Genomic DNA, 16,891 nt, shown 5'->3' with positions numbered 1-16,891 from the left:
GTTCCCCTGGGCGCGCGCCCAGGGGAACCGGCCCCCTCGTGCCGATGTGCCGCGCTCAGCTCAGGGTGAAGTCGTCCGCGTTCACCGCGGCCTGGCCGTACCAGCCGTGGACGTAGACGGTGACCGTTCCGCTGCCGCCGGTGGTGAAGGTGACCTTGAGCTGGTTCCAGCTCGTACCGTTCGACCAGGTGCTGGCGGTGGCGCCGCCGCCGACACCGACGTAGGCGTACGGGCCCTGCACCCAGCCGGAGAGCGTGTAGGTGTGGTTGGGGGAGAGGGTGACGGTCTGGTCGCATTCACCGGTGGCACTGGCGCTCGGGGTCACCTGGAGGCTGTGGCTGCCGCCGTGGACCGGGCTGGAGACGACCGTGCTGCCGCCGGTGCAGGTCCACGGACTCGGACTGCCGCTCTCGAAGCCCGCGTTGACCAGTGAGCCTCCGCCGCCGCCACCTCCGTCGGAGGAGGTGACCGTGAGCGTGTAGGTCGCGCTGTGGCTGCCGCTCGCGGCGGTGCCGGTGACCGTGATCGGGTAGCTGCCCGCGGCCACCGACGAGCCGACCGTCGCCGTCAGCGTCGAACTGCCGCCGGAGGTCACGGAACCCGGGCTGAAGGAGACGCCGACACCGGAGGGCGCGCCGGAGGCGGAGAGGCTGACGGACTCGGCGCTCCCGGAGGTGACGGCCGTGCCGACGGTCGCGGTCGCCGACCCGCCCTGGGCGACCGAGGCGGAACCGGGCGACAGGGAGAGGGAGAAGTCGGTGGTGGTGCCTCCTCCTCCGCCCGAACCGCCCTCGTAGGGCACGAACGCGTCGGTGAAGGCGAGCGGGTTCTGGCTGATCTCACTGCACGTGGACAGGGAGTTGGCGCTCCCGCCGCACGGCTGGTCCCGGTTGGCCGACCAGAACGCCAGCCGGCCGACGCCGTTCTGCGCGGCGAAGCTCTCCACCGTCTGGGCGTCGGCGAGGGTGAAGGTGGACCCGTCGTCGTTCTTGCCGATCATCGGGGTGATGCCGAGGTTGGCGTAGCCGTAGCCGGAGTCGACGGACTGCATCTGCGCGAGGGTGGCCCGGGCCGCGGAGAGGGCGGCCTGGCCCATCTCGGTGCCGGTGCCGGCGTAGTAGTCCATGGTCATGACGTTGACGACGTCGATCCTGACGCCGGCGTTCTTGGCGGCCTTGAGGATGTTGACGCCGTCGCCGGTCAGCCCGCTCGTCAGGACGGGCAGGGTCATGGAGAACTGGAGGCCCGGGTTGGACGCCTTGAGGTCCTTCATCGCCTGCATCTGACGGGCCACGGCCGCGGTGTCGGCCACGGCGGCGCCCTCGACGTCGAAGTCGAGCTGGGTGACGCCGTAGTCGTTGATGACGGCCTGGTAGCCGGCGTCGATGCTGCTCTGGTTCGAGCAGGTCCAGGCGAGCGGCTCGCCGCTCGCCCCGCCCGAGGAGATGATCACGGACGCGCCCTCGGCCTTCGCCCTGGCGATCTCCGGGTCGGTGTAGGAGTCGTTGCCGACGGGGAGGGTGTCGCCCCAGATCTGGTTGCAGCCCACGCCGAGGACGAAGGCCGCGGTGTACGCCTTGAGGTGGTGGCCGGTGATGGCGGTGTCGAGCAGGCCTTCCTGACCGTTCGACATGTCGACGTAGGGAGCCACGGAGTAGACGCTGCCCGCCGCGGCGCTGCCGGCGGGGGCCAGCGCGACGGCGGCGCCGGTGGCCGCGAGGGCCAGGGCGCACGCGGAAGCCGCAAATCTTGCCAGGTACATGACAGTGGCCCTTTCGGGATGCCCAAGGAGGGTGGAGGGGTGGGGGGACGGGGCCGCGGAAGTATTGGTACATACCAAACTCCCCGAGGTCTCCGCCGTCAAGAGGACTAGACCAAAGCCTCCGTCAAGACGAGCGTCCCCTCTCTGTCCTCCCTTGCGGAGGGCCCGTTCGGCGGAGCCTCCGTCCCGGTGGTCGGAAACGAGCCGTGCGGCGGGTGCCGGGCCGGGTGACGGGTTCCGGCCGTGCGGCGGGTGCGGGCGTCGGCGAAGGTCAGGCCGGCATGCGCGGGCCGGTCGGGGTGGCGGTCGTATCGGACCACGTCCGCGCGTCCGCGTCGGTGCCCGGCGGGGGCGCCACCGCCGGGTCGTCGTGCTTGCCGGACAGGCCGGGCACGGTCTGGCCCGCGGTGAGCGCGGTGCCGGGCGCGCCCGGCACGTCGAGGCGGCGGTACGCCGGCGTGCCCTTCACCAGCTCCCGGCCGGCCGGCCGGGCCGGCCGTGGTCCTGCCCGGTTGCTGTCCGACCGGCCGGTCGGACGCTCAGGCCGAGGGCTCCGTCACGGTGCGCTCGCCGCGCCGGGCGAAGACCAGGCCCGCCCACGCCATGGCGGCCAGCGGGATGACGCCGGAGACGATCACCTGACCCTGGCTGGAGACCAGGCTGTTCGGAGTGCCCAGCAGGTAACCGACGCCGATGCAGCTGCGGGACAGGGCCTGGAAGCAGGCCCAGGCGCTGCCGTGCACCTCGGCCGGCACCCGCGAGTGCACCGCGTTGCGCAGACCGACGTTGCACGCGCCGTTGCCGAAACCCGCGACCAGGAACAGCGGGAAGATCACCGCGGCGACCGGGATCAGACCGGTGAGGAGCAGGCCCAGGCCGATGCCCATGACGCCGCCGACGATCAGCAGGGTGTGCCGGTCCGCCCAGCCGGCGCGGCCCGCGAGCAGGGCGCCGGGCACGGACCCCAGGGCCCAGGTGGCCAGGAAGAGACCGAAGACGGTGTCGTTGCCGTTGACGACGTCGCGCAGGTAGAAGACGCCCGCGACGTTCTCGATGCTGGTGGCCAGCATCGCCGCCGCCAGGGCCGGCATCAGGGTGCCCACCACCGGGGCGTCGCGCAGTGCCCGGTAGCCGTCCGCGAGCTTGGTGGCGGGGCGGCGGCCGATCGCCACGTCCACGGTGCTCGGCACCGCCAGCATGGTGCACCCCGCCAGCACGAGGAAGGAGGCGGCGTCCACGCCGAGGAGCACGCCGGTGCCCCACCGGGAGTTGAGGAAGCCGGCCAGTGGAGGCCCGAGCAGCCCCGCCACGGAGAGGCCGGCCGTCAGCAGGCTGTTCGCCCGGCCGGTGTGCTGGTCACCGGCGACGGCGGGCAGCATCTTGAACCCGGCGGCCACCGAGGCCACTCCGGCCAGGGCGGACAGCGCGATCAGCGCGACCTTCACGTGGAAACCGCCGACGGCGGTGGCCGCGCCCAGGGCCAGCGACTGGGCGAGCAGCGCCCACAGGCAGACCGCGCGAGCGCTGAACCGGTCCACCAGTGAGCCGATCAGCGGCGCCGCGAGCACCGTCGGGATGAGTTCGGCGAGCATCACCTCGGTCACCCCGAACCGGATGTCCCGGTCCGCCGCGTGCAGCACCAGGCCCAGCGAGGCAAGGGTGTCGCCGAGACGGGAGAACAGCGTTCCCGCGATGAGCACCTGCGCGGCCACCGGCATCGCCGTGGTCCGGCGCAGCGCGGCGAATGGCGCTCTCCGCGTCTTTTGCGTATCCAATCCAGTCCAATCCGTCCACTTGCCGTGCCTGTTCAGTCTGCTCGCCGATCAGATTAGGCCTGCTCGCAGAGTGGTGGTGCGTCCACCGGCCACCGGGACGGGCTGCGTTCCGGCCTTTGCGTGCCCTGCCGGGACCCGGTGTGCGATGCCAATTTCTCAGCCACGAACGGCGCTTCACCGAATATCCACACATGTTCCACATCAACTCCGGGTGGACCGGAACGGACCGGCGCGTTCCGTGTGCCACCCGCGACGATGTGCATCCGGGGCGTTCCGGACGTCCTTTCCCGAGCGGGCCTGACCGTGGCGGGGGATGCGAGTCCCGATGTCCCGCTGGGGGCCGGAAAGCCTGCTTTTCGGCCAATCGCTGGAGTTGCGGCGGTCTCTTCCGGCCGACCTGCTCCCGCGCCGTTCGCCGACCCGGAAAGCGCCTTCCGCGACGGCGGGGTTATCGGGGCCGGCCGGATGAATGTCCGGAAAATGTCGGGACAACAAGGCGCCCCATTCCCCGAGGTGCGACGAAAAGGGAACGAACCGGTATCTCCGGGAAGCGCAAGTCCCCTGGTCGGGAAAGTGCGTGCCGCCTCCGGCATCTCCTGCCTACACTCGATCGGTATCACGCACGGTAGCCGCGGAAGGCGGCCGCTCCACTTCGGCGTGACGAGTCCGGACGATTGAGGGGAGAGGGCCATGCGCGATCGCGCGACTGCCGCCTCTTCCCGTTCCCGGTACGAGGTGATCCTCGTGTCCCCGTCCCTCCGGTACCCGCCGCGCGGCCGGTACCGGACTCCGTGACGCCCGGCCGGGTTCTTCAACTTCAGTCATATGTCTGAGCATTGACGTGTCATCAGACACGTCCCGGTGAACTTCGCGACACGGAAATTGCGCGCCCATTCCAGGATCCGTCCGGGAACCGCATTCGAAAGGCAACGGGCCATGCGCGCCGAACTCCACCCGAACTCCGTCACCTCCCCAGCGGCCGTTCGCAACCTGGGCATCCTCGCCCACGTCGACGCCGGAAAGACCACCGTCACCGAACGCATCCTCTTCGCGACCGGCACCATCCACAAACGCGGCGAGGTGCACGACGGCACCACCGTCACCGACTTCGACCCCCAGGAACGCGACCGCGGCATCACCATCTTCGCCGCGGCCGTCAGCTGCGCCTGGGCTGGCCACCGCGTCAACCTCATCGACACGCCCGGCCACGTCGACTTCGCCGACGAGGTCGAACGCTCCCTGCGCGTCCTCGACGGCGCGATCGCCGTGTTCGACGCGGTGGCCGGCGTGGAGCCGCAGAGCGAGTCGGTGTGGCGTCAGGCCGACCGGCACGGAGTCCCCAGGATCGCCTTCGTCAACAAGCTGGACCGCGCGGGCGCCAGCCTCGACGCGGCCGTCGAATCGATCCGCACCCGGCTGCACCCGGCCCCGCTCGTCGTCCAGCTGCCCATCGGGGCGGAGGACGGCTTCACCGGCGTCGTCGACCTCGTCGGCATGCGGGCGCTGGTGTGGCCGGACGACGGCGCCACGGCGGTCACCGGACCGGTCCCCGACGGGCTGCGCGCGGAGGCGGAGCGCCGACGGCGGGTGCTGGAGGAGACGGTGGCCGCCCTGCACCCGGCGGCGCTGGAGGAGTTCTGCGGGCCGGCCGGCCGGCTGTCCGACGGCACGCTGCGCGCCGTCCTGCGCGACCTCACCCTGACCGGTGGGGGCGTCGTCGTCCTGTGCGGCTCCGCCTACCGCAACCGGGGCATCGAACCGCTGCTGGACGCGGCCGTCGCCTATCTGCCGTCCCCGCTCGACGTACCCGCCGTACGCGGCACCCATGAGGGCGCCGAACGGCGGCGGGCCGCCGACCCCGAAGGGCCGTTCGCAGCGCTCGCGTTCAAGGTGACCGCGACGCCCACCGGACGCCTCACCCATGTCCGCGTCTACTCCGGCACGATCGAGAAGGGAGACACCGTGTGGGACCCCGCGACCGGCCGCGGCGAACGTGTCGCCCGTATCCTCCGCGTCATGGCGGGGCGCCACGAGCCCCTCGACCGGGCGGTGGCCGGTGACATCGTCGCCGTCGTCGGGCCGAAGTCGGCCCGGCCCGGCTCCACGCTGTGCACACCGGACGCCCCGCTGCTCCTGGAACCGCCCCTCGCCCCGGAACCGGTGGTGTCCGTCGCCGTCGAGGCCCGTCGCCGCACCGACACCGGGCGGCTGGCCCAGACGCTGGCCCGGCTGACCGAGGAGGACCCCTCGCTGGTGGTGCGCACCGACTCGGAGACCGGGCAGACCGTGCTGTCCGGGATGGGTGAACTGCATCTGGAGGTCGCGGTGGAGAAGATCCGCGGGGCCGGCGGCCCCGAGGTCGCGGTGGGCCGGCCGCGGGTCGCCCTCCGGGAGACCGTGGTGCGCGGGGTGACCGGCTTCGTCCACCGGCACGTCCATCAGACCGGTGGCGCCGGGCAGTTCGCGCACGTCGTCCTGGACGTCGAACCGCTGGAGCACGAGGCGGGCTTCGTGTTCCGATCGGCGGTCACCGGCGGCCGGGTGCCCCAGGAGTACGTCCGCGCGGTCGAGGCCGGCTGCCGGGACGCGCTCGCCGAGGGCCCCCTCGGCGGACACCCGGTCACCGGGCTGCGGGTCACCCTCACCGACGGTTCGACGCACGTGAAGGACTCCTCCGACACGGCGTTCCGAACGGCGGGCAGGCTCGGTCTCCGGGAGGCGCTGCGGGAGTGCGCGATGGTCCTGCTGGAGCCGGTCGCCGAGGTCGTGGTGACCGTGCCGCAGGAGGCGGTCGGCGGGGTGCTGGGCGACCTGGCCGCCCGGCGCGGCCGGGTCACCGGCACCGCCGCCCGGGGTGGGGCGGCGGTGCTGACCGCCACCGTGCCGCTGGCCGAACTCTTCGGCTACGCGACCCGGCTGCGCGGCCGCACCCGGGGCCGGGGCACCTTCACCACCCGCCCGACCGGATACACCCCGACCCCACCGCCCACCCCCTGACACCGGCAGGTACCGGGGACAACATCCTCGCCTCCCGCCCCGGCGTCAGGTCGGCCACCCTCACCGTGCCCGGTGCCCGCCGGGGTCCGGTGCCCCGGAGGGACCTCGCCCGCTCCCGCAACGGGCTACGCCCCGACGGGGCCGGGCGCGGCACCCCGTCCCCGGCACCGGGTGGGGAGCGGGGGCACCGCCCCGGGTCCCACCGCGGCGTCCGGCCGGCGATTCTCGCCGCGTCCGGTGTCCGGTGGTCGGGGTCCGCCGGGTCCGGTGCCGGTGCTGACGCTCGGGTGGCGGGCACAGGGAGGGCACCGGGGGTACCGCCCTCGGTCCCCACCGCGGCGGCCGGTCGGTGACGTTCGCTGTGTCTGCAGTCCGCTGTCCGCCGCGTCCGCCGCGTCCGGTCCAGTCGGACCCGCAGCCCGCATCGGGCCGGGGTCCGGTGCCCACGCCCGGGTCGGGGTCCCCTCCCGCCCGCGGCGGACTTCGCCCCGGCGGGGCCGGGCGCGGCAGGCGGTCACCGGCACCGGGAGAGGATGGGGGGATCGTCCTCGGTCGCCGCCGCGGCGTCCGACCGCGCCACGCCCGCCGGGTCCGGTGATCGGTGCCCGGCGGGCGGGCCCCGCCGGTGCCCGCTAACCGCCACGGGCCAGGATCCGCTACCCGCCCCGGACCGGAGCCCGGAGCCCGGCGCCCGCGCTCGGGTCGGAGACACCCCCCGCCCGCGACGGGCCCCGCCCCGGTGTTCCCGGCGGTCGGGCCCCGCAGGGGACTGGTGCGCGCCCCCGACCCGGAGGTACGTCACGTCCCCGGCGCGGCGGGCTGCGCCCGGTCGTGCGGCCATGGGGCCGCTGGCGCCGGGAAGGGGAAAACGAGGACACCTCACCGGTCCCCGTGACCGCGCGCGGGGGCCCGGTGCCCGCCGCGCCGCAACCCCGTCGAAACACAACCGTTGTGGAACGCCCCGTAAGCGCTCTCCGCCCAGGTCACCCGGCTTCCGTGCAGGTCACGCCGCCTGGCGTGCGGACACCGCCCGGACGGAACCGGCTGTTCCCCGCCCCGCCTGGGCGGATACCCGTGCCGGATCCCTTGACGAGTCACTGTTCGGGGGATTAACTCACGTCCTAAATTAAGCCATGAGGGGGCTTCGGGAGCCGAACGATGGTCTCGGCCTTCGCACTTGCGGGCGCCGGCCGTCGCGAAGTCCTCTCGGGGTTCTCGACTCCCGGAAAGGCACAGCTGGAGCCATGCGCAGCATCCGAGCCGCGGCCGTAGGCGCCGTCACCATGTCTCTCGCCCTCGCGGCCACGGCCTGCGGTGGCGGTTCGTCCACCGGGGGCGGGTCCAACGACTCCCCGAAGACGCTCACCTACTGGGCCTCCAACCAGGGCGCCAGCATCGAGATCGACAAGAAGACACTCCAGCCGGAGCTCGACAAGTTCCAGAAGCAGACCGGCATCAAGGTCAAGCTGGAGGTCGTGCCCTGGTCCGACCTGCTCAACCGCATCCTGACCGCGACCACCTCCGGCCAGGGCCCCGACGTGCTGAACATCGGCAACACCTGGAGCGCCTCGCTGCAGGCGACCGGCGCCCTGCTGCCCTGGGACGCCAAGAACTTCGACAAGATCGGCGGCAAGGACCGCTTCGTCGACTCCGCGCTCGGCTCCACGGGTGCCGAGGGCAAGGACCCGGCGGCCGTCCCGCTGTACTCGATGGCCTACGCCCTCTACTACAACAAGAAGATCTTCGCCGACGCGGGCATCGCCAAGCCCCCGGTCACCTGGGACGAGCTGATCGCCGACGGCAAGAAGATCCAGGCGAAGGGCAAGTCGGTCCTCGGCGCCGAGGGCGGCAACGTCTCGGAGAACATCCACCACGTCTTCGTCTTCGCCAAGCAGCACGGCGCCGACTTCTTCACCGCCGACGGCAAGCCGAACTTCACCGACGACAACGTCGTGGCCGCCGTGAAGCAGTACGTCGACCTGATGGCCAAGGACAAGGTCATCCCGACCGGCGACGCCGAGTACGCGCAGAACCAGTCGGTCAGCGACTTCGCCAAGGGCAAGCAGGCGATGCTGCTGTGGCAGTCGGCGTCCGCCAACCTCAAGTCGCAGGGCATGAGCGAGAGCGACTACGGCATCGCCCCGGTGCCCGTGCAGTCCGGCACCCCCGGCACCGGCGCCCAGGTCAACTCGATGGTGGCCGGCATCAACATGGCCGTCTTCAAGAACACCAAGAACCTCGACGGTGCCACGAAGTTCGTGAAGTTCATGACCAGCGACGACGAGCAGAAGATCCTCAACACCGCCTACAGCACCATCCCGCCGGTCAAGGCGGCCCAGGCGGACGCGGCCTTCAACTCGCCCGCCAACGCCGTCCTGAAGAACACCCTCGCCACCAGCGCCTCGGCCCTGCCCCAGGTGGCCGCCGAGTCGCAGTTCGAGACGACCGTCGGTACCGCCGTGAAGAACCTGTTCGCCGCCGCGGCCGCCGGTCACGCCGTCACCACCGAATCGGTGAAGGCCGAGCTGGAGAAGGCCCAGCAGCAGATGCCGGCGGCCTGAACGCGATGACGACCACCACCACCGCCGTAACCGAGCCGGTGCGTGCGAACTCCCCCGGGACGGCGGGCGGCTCGGGCCGCCGTCCCGGGCGGATCCGCCGGATCGGACTGCCCTACCTGCTGCTCCTGCCCGCCCTGCTGCTCGAACTCCTCGTCCATCTCGTCCCGATGGTCATCGGCGTCGTGATGAGCTTCAAGGAGCTCACCCAGTTCTACATCCGGGACTGGACCACCGCCCCCTGGGCCGCGTTCGACAACTACAAGATGTCGGTCGACTTCGACGCCCCGGTCGGCAAGGCCCTGCTGCACTCCTTCTTCGTCACCGTCGGCTTCACGCTGCTCTCGGTCGGCCTGTGCTGGCTGATCGGCACCGCGGCCGCGGTGTTCATGCAGGACACCTTCAAGGGCCGGGGCCTGCTGCGGGCCCTCTTCCTGGTGCCGTACGCGCTGCCGGTCTACGCGGCCGTCATCACCTGGGTGTTCATGTTCCAGCACGACAACGGCCTGGTGAACCACGTCCTGCACGACCAGCTGCACCTCACCGACAAGCCCTCGTTCTGGCTGATCGGCGACAACAGCTTCTGGGCACTGCTGACCGTGTCGGTCTGGAAGGGCTGGCCGTTCGCCTTCCTGATCGTGATGGCCGGACTCCAGAACATCCCGAGGGAGCTGTACGAGGCGGCCGCCCTGGACGGCGCCGGCATGTGGCAGCAGATCCGCCGCATCACCATGCCCTCGCTGCGCCCGGTCAACCAGGTGCTGATCCTGGTCCTGTTCCTGTGGACGTTCAACGACTTCAACACGCCGTACGTGCTGTTCGGCAAGTCCGCGCCGGAGGCCGCCGACCTCATCTCGGTCCACATCTACCAGGCTTCCTTCGTCACCTGGAACTTCGGCACCGGCTCGGCCATGTCCGTGCTCCTGCTGCTGTTCCTGCTGGTCGTGACCGGCGTCTATCTCGCGCTCACCTCACGCGGACGGAGGACCGCCGATGTCTAGCCCCAGTTCGCCGATGGCGCCGCCGCGCTCCTTCCTGTGGGGCCGGGGGATCTTCCTCACGCTGCTCACCGGGTTCGTGCTGATCCCCGTGTACGTGATGATCTCCAGCTCGCTGAAGCCGCTCGCGGACGTCACCGGCAAGTTCCGCTGGGTGCCCAGTGGCCTGACCATCCGCCCGTACATCGACATCTGGTCCACGGTCCCGCTCGCGCGGTACTTCGTGAACTCCTTGATCGTGTCGGTCGCGGCGACCGTCTGCTCGGTCGTGGTCGCGGTGTTCGCCGCCTACGCGGTGAGCCGCTACGAGTTCCGCGGCAAGCGGGTCTTCACGGTCACCGTGCTGTCCACGCAGATGTTCCCGGGCATCCTCTTCCTGCTGCCGCTGTTCCTCCTGTACGTCAACATCGGCAACGCCACCGGGATCGCCCTGTTCGGCTCCCGCGGCGGCCTGATCCTCACCTACCTGACGTTCTCGCTGCCGTTCTCGATCTGGATGCTGATCGGGTACTTCGACTCGGTGCCGAGAGACCTGGACGAGGCCGCACTGGTGGACGGCTGCGGGCCGCTCGGCGCGCTGCTGCGGATCGTCGTACCCGCCGCGATCCCCGGGATCGTCGCGGTGGCCGTCTACGCCTTCATGACCGCGTGGGGCGAGGTCCTCTTCGCGTCGGTGATGACCAACGACACCACCCGCACCCTGGCCGTCGGCCTCCAGGGCTACTCCACGCTCAACGACGTGTACTGGAACCAGATCATGGCCGCCTCGCTCGTGGTGAGCGTCCCCGTCGTGGCCGGTTTCCTGCTGCTCCAGCGTTACCTCGTCGCCGGGCTGACGGCCGGCGCCGTCAAGTGAACCCCCCTAGTTCCGAAGCTTGTCGCGAAGGGAATTCCGTGACCATCGACCTCGCCGCACTCCCGCACGACTTCCTGTGGGGAACGGCAACCGCGGCGTACCAGATCGAGGGAGCCGTCGCCGAGGACGGCCGCTCACCCTCCATCTGGGACACCTTCTCGCACACCCCGGGGAAGATCGCGGGCGACGACAACGGCGACATCGCCTGCGACCACTACCACCGCTGGCGCGAGGACATCGCCCTGATGGGCCGACTCGGCACCAACGCCTACCGGCTGTCGGTCGCCTGGCCGCGGGTGCGGCCGGGCGGCGACGGCCCGGTCAACGCCAAGGGCCTCGACTTCTACGACGAGTTGATCGACGCCCTGCTGGCGGCGGGGATCACCCCGTCGGTCACGCTCTACCACTGGGACCTGCCGCAGGCCCTCCAGGACCGGGGCGGCTGGCCCGAGCGGGCGACCGCGGAGCACTTCGCCGCCTACGCCTCCGTCGTCGCCGAACGCCTCGGCGACCGTGTGCGCCACTGGACCACCCTCAACGAGCCCTCCTGCTCGGCCTGGATCGGCCACCTCGAGGGCACGATGGCCCCGGGCCTGACCGACCTGACGGCCGCCGTCCGCGCCTCCTACCACCTGCTCCTCGGCCACGGCCTGGCCGCGCAGGCGATCCGCGCCGCCGCTCCCGGCGCCGAGGTCGGCATCGTGAACAACCTCTCCACGGTGTTCGCCGCCTCGGACCGTCCCGAGGACGCGGCCGCCGTCCGCCGCCACGACGGGCACGTCAACCGCTGGTGGCTGGACCCCGTGCACGGCCGCGGCTTCCCCGCCGACATGGTCGAGACGTACGGCGTCGAACTCCCCGAGCGCCCCGGCGACCTGGCGACCATCGCCACCCCGCTGGACTGGCTGGGCCTGAACTACTACTTCCCGGCCTACATCGAGAACGACCCGAACGGCCCCGCCCCGTACGCCCGTTCGGTGCGCCGCCCCGGCGTCCCGCGCACCGGCATGGACTGGGAGATCGACGCGAGCGGCATCGAGACGCTGTTGCTGCGCCTCACGAACGAGTACGGCGCGCGCAAGCTCTACGTCACCGAGAACGGCTCGGCCTACCCGGACGTGGTCCGTCCCGACGGCACGGTCGACGACCCCGAGCGCCAGGAGTACCTGGCCGGCCATCTCGCGGCCTGTGCCTCGGCGGCCCGCAAGGGCGCCCCGCTGGCCGGGTACTTCGCCTGGTCGCTGCTGGACAACTTCGAGTGGGCCTACGGCTACGACAAGCGGTTCGGCCTGGTCCACGTCGACTACAAGACCCAGGTCCGCACCATCAAGGGCACCGGCCACCGGTACGCGGACATCATCCGCGAGCACCGGGGACAGGTCCGCAAGGCGGCCTGACCGGATCGGCGGTGGGCGCGGTTCAGGGGAGTTCCGCGTCCACCGCACCGCACCTCCACGCGCATGCACGACGGGCCGCCGGCACCGCCCTCTGATCTGTCATGAACACAACATGTGTGCACCATCGACACTCAGGAGACCCGCATGCCCACCCGCATCCCCCGTACCCTCCTGGCCGCCCTCGCGACGGCCGCCCTGCTGGCCCCGGGTCCGGTGCTGGCGGTACCGGCGTCCGCCGCCGCTGCCGCCGTGACCTGGGACACCGACCGCGCGAACACCGCCTGGACGGCGAACCCGAACGCCGTCACCGCCTCCGGCAGCGAGAACGCCGGCACCACCCCGGGCCTCGCCCTCGACGGCAACGGCACCACCCGCTGGTCCAGCAACTTCGCGGACGACGCCTGGATCCGCGTCGACCTGGGCGCCACGATCCGCATCGACCGGGTGGTCCTCGACTGGGAGGCCGCCTACGGCAGGAGGTACGTCCTGGAGGCCTCGAAGAACGGCACGGACTGGACGCCGTTCTACACCGAGACGGCGGGCACCGGTGGCTCGGTCACCGCGAGCACCTACCCGCAGGAGGTCACCGGCCGCTACGTCCGGATGCGCGGCCTCGAACGCGCCACCTCCTACGGCTACTCCCTCTGGAACTTCAAGGTCTACGGCGGCGAACCGGCGCCCGCGTCCTCGACCCGCACCAACCTCGCCCTGAACCACCCGGCGTACTCCAACTACTACCAGCACGCGGGCAATTCGCCGGCGTTCGCCACCGTCGGCGGCTGGCCGGCCGACCTGAAGGGCGACTCCACCCGCTGGTCGAGCGACTGGAACGCCGACCGATGGATCTCGGTCGACCTGGGCGCCGCCTCCACGATCTCCTCCGTGGACCTGTACTGGGAGTCGGCGTACGCCGTCGACTACCTCCTCCAGGTCTCCGACGACAACGCCAACTGGCGCACGGTGTACGAGCCTTCGCCAGCCCAGATCGCGTCCCGCCGCGCGAACGTCGCCGCCCCCGGGGACGCGGCGGGCCTGCACGACACGGTCACCCTCCCCACCCCGGCCACCGGCCGCTACGTCCGGATGCTCGGCAAGGAGCGCCGCGGCTTCTACAACCCGGCGCCCTACACCGCCCAGTTCGGCTACTCGCTCTACGAGTTCCAGGTCTGGGGCACCGGCGGCAGCGCGCAGGCGGCCTACCCCGCCCTGTCCGCCGAGCAGCCGGGCACCTACCAGACCACGTTCTTCGACGACTTCACCGGCTCCGCACTCGACCGCTCCAGGTGGCGGGTGGTCCGCACCGGCACCGAGATGGGACCGGTCAACGGCGAGTCCCAGGCGTACGTCGACTCGACGAACAACGTCTCGACCCAGAACGGCGAACTGATCCTCAAGGCGAAGTACTGCAAGGGCTGCACCCAGGCGGGCGGTGGCAGCTACGACTTCACGTCCGGCCGCATCGACACCAACACCCACTTCGACTTCACGTACGGCAAGGTCAGTGCCCGCATGAAACTCCCGGTCGGCGACGGCTTCTGGCCCGCCTTCTGGCTGCTCGGCAGCAACGTCGACAACCCTTCGGTCTCCTGGCCGGCCTCCGGCGAGACCGACATCATGGAGAACATCGGCTACCCGGCCTGGACCAGCACCGCCCTGCACGGCCCCGGCTACTCGGCCGACGGCAACATCGGTGCCCGCCAGACCTTCCCGAACGGCGGCACCGTCGACCAGTGGCACACCTACGCGGTGGAGTGGACGCCGACCGGGATGCGCTTCTACGTCGACGACACCCTGGTCCAGGAGACGACCCGCAACAAGGTGGAGTCCACCCGCGGCCAGTGGGTCTACGACCACAACCAGTACGTCATCCTCAACCTGGCCCTGGGCGGCGCCTACCCGGCCGGCTGGAACCAGGTCACCACCCCCTACTGGGGCCTGCCCCAGTCCAGCGTGGACAAGATCGCGGCCGGGGGAGTGCAGGCGGAGGTGGACTGGGTGCGGGTCGAACAGAAGAAGTAGGAGAGACGCAGGGGAGAAGCGGGGGCGCATCCACCCCGTCACTGAACCGGCCGTCCGCGCCGCCCGTATCCCCCCACCGTGGGAGGATCACTCACCATGAGTGCGTCACCGGCGGTACGGAGCCTGCGTGCCGCGGTGTTCGCCGCGGTGTGCGTACTCCTGGCCGCCGCCGGACACGCGCTGGCCATGGGTCGGATGCCGTCGCTGTGGGCCGATGCGGCCGGGTTCGTCGCCGTGTTCGGCCTGGGACGTGCCCTCGCGGCGCGGGAGCGCGGACTGCCGGAGATCGGCGCCGGCATGCTGCTCACCCAGGCGGGCCTGCACACCGGCTTCGACGCGGCACGCGCGGCCACGCCCGCACCGCAGCGCACCACGGGCATGACGCACATGGGCATGGCTCATACGGGCGTGGTTCATATGTCTCACATGTCCATGGCGGGGGCGGCGCCGCACCCGCATGCCCTGACCGCGCACGCCACCCTGGCCCATGTCCTCGCCGCCCTGGTCGCCTCCTGGTGGCTGCGGTGCGGCGAGGCGGCGGTGTGGTCACTGCTGCGCCGCGCGGCAGCCCTCGTGCCCGGCCTGGCCGCCTGGTGGCGCGACGCCCCGTTGCCCGGCCCGGCCGCCGGACCGCACCTGGTCCCGGCCGGTCCCATACGCCCCCGCCGACTGCTCGCCCTACGGCACACGGTGAGCCGACGCGGCCCGCCGGTGGCGATCCCGTACCCGGTCTAACACCCGCAAGATCCCCTGACAGACCTCATTCCGTACGGAGATCCCTCACCCATGTCTGCCACCTCTGCCCTGCGCCGCGCCGGCGCCGTCACCGCGCTCACCGCCGCCTCGGTCCTCGTCGCCGCCGGTGTCGCCTCCGCGCACGTCACCGTCCACCCCGAGAGCTACGCCAAGGGCGCCACCGACGGCGTCCTGACCTTCCGCGTGCCCAACGAGGAGGACACCGCCTCCACCACCAAGGTGCAGGTCTTCCTGCCCACCGGCCACCCGGTCCTCGGCGTGCTCGTCTCCCCGCGGGACGGCTGGACCGCCAAGGTGACCACCACCAGGCTCAAGACGCCCGTGAAGACCGACGACGGCACCATCACCGAGGCCGCCTCCGAGATCACCTGGACCGGCGGGAAGATCGGTGCCGGGCAGTTCGAGGACTTCGACGTCGCCTTCGGCCAGCTCCCCGAGGACGCCGACCAGCTGACCTTCAAGACCCTGCAGACCTACTCCGACGGCAAGGTCGTGCGCTGGATCGAGGAGGCCGGGAGCGGCGGCGAGGAGCCGGAGAACCCGGCGCCGGCGCTCAAGCTCACCGCGAAGGGCGCCGACGACGTGGGCGCCGCGGCCGCGCCGGCGACGCAGAGCAGCGCCAAGGCGACGCCGGCCGCGTCGGCCGGCTCCAGCGACTCCACCGCGCGGGGCCTCGGCATCGCGGGCCTGATCGTCGGCGTGCTGGGCCTGGCGGCGGCCACGTTCGCCTTCGTACGGACGCGGGGCGCACGGTCGTAAGAACCCACTCGTGGGCCTGCAGATGTGGGCCCACACCCGTAGGCCCACATCTGCAGGCAGACACCCGTAGCAAACGCCCGCAGGCAAACCGCAGGGCCCGGACCATCCCCCGGTCCGGGCCCCGCGGCGCGCTCGGTCAGTTCGGCGGGCGGTTCACCGGACCGCCAGTTCCAGCATCTCCCTCTCCTCCGCGCGGGTCCCGGCCCGCACGTCGGCGCGCACCGTCAGCCGCACCTCGGCCGCCCGGGCCTCCCCCCGCTGCTCCGGTGCGACCTGGGCCACCGCCGGCGTCGCCTTCCGCGAGTTGCGCCACAGCCACACCACGTCCCGCCCGAACGACCACACCAGGGAGCCGAGCGCCAGCAGGACCACGGCCAGGTTGCCCAGGTACGGCAGCAGGTCCGCGCCCGCGAGGAGCAGGCAGATGCCCTGCATCGCGGCGACGGTCTTGCGGGCCATCGACGGCGGCAGCGGGGCGTTCAGCCAGGGCGCGAACCTCGCGGCCGCGACGAACGCGTAGCGCATCGCGCCGATCAGCAGCACCCACGGGCCCTGCTGCGTGGAGACGTACACGCTCAGCACCAGGATCAGGAACGCGTCGACCTCCATGTCGAAACGCGCGCCGAGGGCCGTGGACGTACCCGTGTGGCGGGCCACCTTGCCGTCCACGCCGTCGAGGATCAGGGCAACGGCGGTCAGACCGACCAGGAGCGAGACCGGCGGGGAGCTCTCGAAGGAGTCGGCGACCAGCGCCGTCACACCGCCGACCAGGATCGCCCGGCCGAGGGTCACCCGGTTGGCGGGGCCGAACGAGCGGGGGCGGGTGCGGTGCAGGGCCCGGGAGAGCACCGCCCAGGTGGCCATCGCGAACGCGAGACCCGTCAGCCAGCCGGCCGGCCCCATCCCGATCGCCGACCCGAGCAGGGCCAGCAACAGGATCTGCACGCCCGCTCCCACAGCGGTCTCCTGCTGGACCAGCCTGGCTTCGTAAGTGTTGTTCAGGGCCACCGCACG

At 71.6% G+C, this 16,891-nt stretch carries 12 protein-coding genes; 8 read left to right on the top strand and 4 right to left on the bottom strand.

Features of this window, described 5'->3' with window-relative positions; translation table 11 throughout:
- Positions 1-55: 55 nt before the first annotated feature.
- From ACFXI4_RS38675 to ACFXI4_RS38665, 3 genes are all read right to left on the bottom strand, one after another.
- Positions 56-1,762: a carbohydrate binding domain-containing protein gene (locus tag ACFXI4_RS38675; RefSeq protein WP_385000531.1), complete on the bottom strand. Its 1,707-nt coding sequence runs from the start codon at positions 1,760-1,762 to the stop codon at positions 56-58.
- A gap of 271 nt (positions 1,763-2,033) precedes the next feature.
- On the bottom strand, positions 2,034-2,231 hold the full coding sequence (locus ACFXI4_RS38670; protein WP_385000528.1) for a hypothetical protein: 198 nt from the start codon (positions 2,229-2,231) through the stop codon (positions 2,034-2,036).
- Positions 2,232-2,301: 70 nt separating this feature from the next.
- A complete protein-coding gene (locus tag ACFXI4_RS38665) occupies positions 2,302-3,480 on the bottom strand; it encodes an MFS transporter (RefSeq protein ID WP_385000525.1) in 1,179 nt (392 codons plus the stop codon).
- A gap of 993 nt (positions 3,481-4,473) precedes the next feature.
- On the opposite strand from ACFXI4_RS38665, the gene fusA reads away from it, so the two are divergent.
- From fusA to ACFXI4_RS38625, 8 genes are all read left to right on the top strand, one after another.
- Complete coding sequence (gene fusA, locus ACFXI4_RS38660) at positions 4,474-6,534, top strand: elongation factor G (RefSeq protein ID WP_385000522.1); 2,061 nt, start codon at positions 4,474-4,476, stop codon at positions 6,532-6,534.
- 1,244 nt (positions 6,535-7,778) lie between these two features.
- A complete protein-coding gene (locus tag ACFXI4_RS38655; RefSeq protein ID WP_385000519.1) occupies positions 7,779-9,095 on the top strand; it encodes an ABC transporter substrate-binding protein in 1,317 nt (438 codons plus the stop codon).
- Between the two features lie 5 nt (positions 9,096-9,100).
- A complete protein-coding gene (locus ACFXI4_RS38650; RefSeq protein WP_362723500.1) occupies positions 9,101-10,093 on the top strand; it encodes a sugar ABC transporter permease in 993 nt (330 codons plus the stop codon).
- A complete protein-coding gene (locus ACFXI4_RS38645) occupies positions 10,086-10,946 on the top strand; it encodes a carbohydrate ABC transporter permease (RefSeq protein ID WP_385000516.1) in 861 nt (286 codons plus the stop codon). The genes ACFXI4_RS38650 and ACFXI4_RS38645 overlap by 8 nt, the downstream gene beginning before the upstream one ends.
- Positions 10,947-10,984: 38 nt before the next feature.
- Positions 10,985-12,343 carry a GH1 family beta-glucosidase gene (locus ACFXI4_RS38640; protein ID WP_385000513.1) on the top strand — a complete coding sequence of 453 codons (1,359 nt, stop codon included), beginning with the start codon at positions 10,985-10,987 and terminating at the stop codon, positions 12,341-12,343.
- Between the two features lie 144 nt (positions 12,344-12,487).
- Positions 12,488-14,362 carry a discoidin domain-containing protein gene (locus tag ACFXI4_RS38635; protein ID WP_385000510.1) on the top strand — a complete coding sequence of 625 codons (1,875 nt, stop codon included), beginning with the start codon at positions 12,488-12,490 and terminating at the stop codon, positions 14,360-14,362.
- Between the two features lie 96 nt (positions 14,363-14,458).
- The gene (locus tag ACFXI4_RS38630; RefSeq protein WP_385000508.1) at positions 14,459-15,097 is read left to right on the top strand and encodes a hypothetical protein; all 639 of its coding nucleotides are present in this window, start codon (positions 14,459-14,461) and stop codon (positions 15,095-15,097) included.
- A 51-nt stretch (positions 15,098-15,148) separates the two neighbouring features.
- Positions 15,149-15,877 carry a YcnI family protein gene (locus ACFXI4_RS38625; protein WP_385000505.1) on the top strand — a complete coding sequence of 243 codons (729 nt, stop codon included), beginning with the start codon at positions 15,149-15,151 and terminating at the stop codon, positions 15,875-15,877.
- Between the two features lie 153 nt (positions 15,878-16,030).
- Here the strand turns inward: ACFXI4_RS38625 and ACFXI4_RS38620 are convergent, their stop codons facing one another.
- Positions 16,031-16,885 carry a CDP-alcohol phosphatidyltransferase family protein gene (locus ACFXI4_RS38620; protein ID WP_385000502.1) on the bottom strand — a complete coding sequence of 285 codons (855 nt, stop codon included), beginning with the start codon at positions 16,883-16,885 and terminating at the stop codon, positions 16,031-16,033.
- Between the last annotated feature and the right edge of the window lie 6 nt (positions 16,886-16,891).

Origin of the sequence: Streptomyces sp. NPDC059224 (genome assembly GCF_042754285.1) — a bacterium.
Lineage (GTDB): Bacteria > Actinomycetota > Actinomycetes > Streptomycetales > Streptomycetaceae > Streptomyces.
This window is presented reverse-complemented; position numbering and strand designations above follow the sequence as displayed.